This is a genomic window from Bacillus cereus, assembly GCF_002564555.1.
GTDB lineage: Bacteria > Bacillota > Bacilli > Bacillales > Bacillaceae_G > Bacillus_A > Bacillus_A cereus_K.
In genome coordinates this window covers 1-3,365 of record NZ_NUVD01000035.1, presented here as the reverse complement: position 1 = coordinate 3,365, position 3,365 = coordinate 1, and the positions used below count along the sequence as shown (strand labels likewise).

Sequence of the window (3,365 nt, the reverse complement as noted above, 5' to 3'; positions counted from 1 at the left end):
TAGCTTGATAGCGATGGGGTCCCGCCACATTACCATCAAGCTAAGAAAATATCCCAAAAATAAAAAAATGACTTCTCAAGATGAAAATGTACAAGTTTTTATTTTGAGAGCGTCATAAAATTCTTAATTCGATAGATATATATGGCAATACGTGTTAATTGACGACCAGTATTGTTTCGTGAAAAAAATGTCGAAATTATGCGAAATTTGATTTTTTTTGTCTTGTTATACTTTATATTTGGTGCTAAACTCATAATACAAAGAAAGAGTGGTTGAAAAGACCTTCGTTTAAACTGAAAATATTGAAAATTCAGTTTAGTATACGTCTGATTGATATTTACGCATACTACTCTTTCTTTGTTTTATTTTATATATTATATCGGGTATAGATAGCGGGGTGACTGAGATGAGATTAATTAGTAAAAGTAGAGTGTGAGTATTCTGTTATTCTTGCAACACCTTAATTACTTAAGTACACATTTATTACAAATATTTGTAAAGGGAATGGAGGCCCATTGTGCCGATCTAGCAATGTGAAGTTTGGTTTCATGCAAATAAAGAAATAAGCAATTACAATTAATTATGAATCTAGTCATTATGCTGAGAACTTAATTGAAGGTTTGGTATAGCGAGATTTAACCATGAGGTTTATAAACCATGTAGATTGTGATTGAAATTCTAAATTCATAAGCTGACACAAATTAGTGAACATTACTGTTTATTCTTTTAAAAAGTATAGGACTAATTAATTATAAACCTAGGAAATGCTATATAGGAGGTACATGAATAAACAAAATTGTTTGTGGTTTTTACTAAATGAATCAAAATTTAGGCGGAGGTTTAGCACAAGCACTTAAGGGTGATATTTAGGTGTCTGTAGGAGGAAGTATAAAATAACAAGTTTATCCCAAATGAGGTATTAGTTTAAGTTTGTTTTTTTAATTACAAAATCAGTTACAAAAGTTACAGAAGCTATTTTTGGTATCTAAATAGTTTTATATTATAGATGAGAGCATGGGGATAATGCCTGTAGGAGGGGGTATTGTGACATACAGATGCTATGAATCTGTATGTAATAGAAAGTAGTATGAATAAACTGATAGCATTAAAATGAAAACATTATTAATCAGAAATTTATGCTATCCATAAGATGGTAGATATGATACAAGCTTTCAAGATTTGATAGGGATGATGATAAACGTAACTTCACCAGTTATAATAATATCAATAACTATTAAATTTGTAAATAGTAAACTTAGTGAAATTAATGTTAGATTAAAGAATTGAAGCTTATTGGAGGATAGAGAAATCGTTTATAAAATCTATTTTCAAGTTTTTTAGTTTATAACAGTTGAAAGAAACGGTATGCCATCAGCCTATTAAGTCATTGTCATTGTATATTCATATTAGAATCCATCTAAATATACTTAATAGGAGAATGACATGATAAAAAGAGTAGTTTCGATTTTTTTAAGTCTAATGCTTTTTATGTTGACGATAGGGCAGAGTTTGGTGCCTATAGTAGCAAATGCACAAGAATTAAATACAACAGGATTTGTTGATACATTTAAGTTCGACAAAACGGATCTAATTTACGGAGAACGAACAGGAATAAAAGTTGATTTTAGTGATAAATCTGGAAATCAAATGAAGGCTGGAGACACACTAACATTAACATTACCACCTGAATTACAGGGGTATGCTAGAACGATCGATTTAAAAAATCAGGCAGGTGTAAGCTTTGGTACTTGTCAAGTAACATCAACGAATGTGGTATGTACATTTAGCGATGTTGTTGAGAAACTTCAAAATATTAGAGGATTCTTTTATTTTGGAGTTCAAGCAACTAAGGATGTAGCAACAGGACAAACGCTCACAGTTGATACAAACTTAGGTACACAATTACAAACGCAAAGGATTACAATTAAGGGTCCAACTGAAGGTGGTGGAGGTACAGCACCATTTGTCTATAAAACAGGTAGAATGGACGCAGATGCTCCAACTAAAGTGAAGTGGGATATACCTATAAATAATAACCTGCAACAATTTAGTTCTGATATAGTTTTGACTGATACTTTACAGTCGGGACAAACACTGGATCAGGATGGTTTTAGGATATATGTTGGAAATCAAAATTTAACACCTCAACAATTTAAGGATGGGGGTTATGGGACAATTACCTTTAATGGCAATTCTTTCGAAGTTAGGTTTTATAAAGATCAGAGTAACGGTAAGCAACTACTCTTAAGATATACATCTACTGTAATTGAAAGCGAAATGAGCCAAAAAAGTTTTTTCAACAATTATACAATTAATTACCGAATTTTAAATGAGCAACCGGTAACGTTTTCAGAGCAGTCCTGGGCTGATAATATAAACGCAGGTGGCGGTGCTGACGGTGATTTACCGCCTAAAGGAACATTAAGAATCGTGAAGCACATTGACGGAGATGAAACAAAACACCTCCCAGATGTTACGTTTAAGCTGTATAAGGAATCAGGTGAACAAATTGGCGATACTTATACAACGGATGGACAAGGTATGGTTGAAGTCCCTAATCTAGACCCAGGAAATTACTATGTGCAAGAAGTTTCAGCTCCAGACTATTTAGATTTTGATTCTCAAGCAAAAGTAAACTTTACAATTGATGCAACTGCTCAAAAAGGTGTAAAGTTGATGATTCCGAATAAGGTGAAAACGACATCCATTTCAGGAACGAAGACTTGGAATGATAACAATGCAACAGATCGTCCGAGCACGATTCAAGTAGACCTACTGAAAAATGGTGACGTAATTCAAACACAAGAAGTAACAGCAGCAACCAATTGGAATTATACGTTTGCAGATCTACCTGCATATGATAATGATGGTAATGCTTTTACGTATACAGTAAAAGAGCATCCAGTAACGGGATATAAATCAGAAGTAAATGGTTACAATATTACGAATACAAAAGATGCAAAAACATCTGTTTCAGGAACGAAAACTTGGAATGACAACAATGCAACAGATCGTCCAAGCTCAATCCAAGTAGATTTATTACAAAATGGAAACGTAATCCAAACACAAGAAGTAACAGCGGCAAACGGTTGGAAGTATACATTTGCAGACTTAGCACAATATGATGCGAACGGTGATGCTTACACGTATACAGTAAAAGAACAATCGGTAGCGGGATACAAATCCGAAGTAAAAGGTTATGACATCACAAATACAAAAGTAGCGAAAATGACAGTAGAAGGAACAAAGACGTGGAAAGACGGAAATGCAACAGACCGTCCGGCAACGATCAAAGTAGACTTACTACAAAATGGAAATGTAATCGAAACACAGGACGTTACAGCAGCAAATGGTTGGAAATATAC

At 33.6% G+C, this 3,365-nt stretch carries 1 protein-coding gene; it reads left to right on the top strand.

The annotated features are described in order from the left end of the window. Window positions 1-1,443: 1,443 nt before the first annotated feature. Window positions 1,444-3,365 (top strand): Cna B-type domain-containing protein (locus tag COI75_RS16895; protein WP_141535125.1); only part of this gene is annotated, 1,922 nt, incomplete at its 3' end.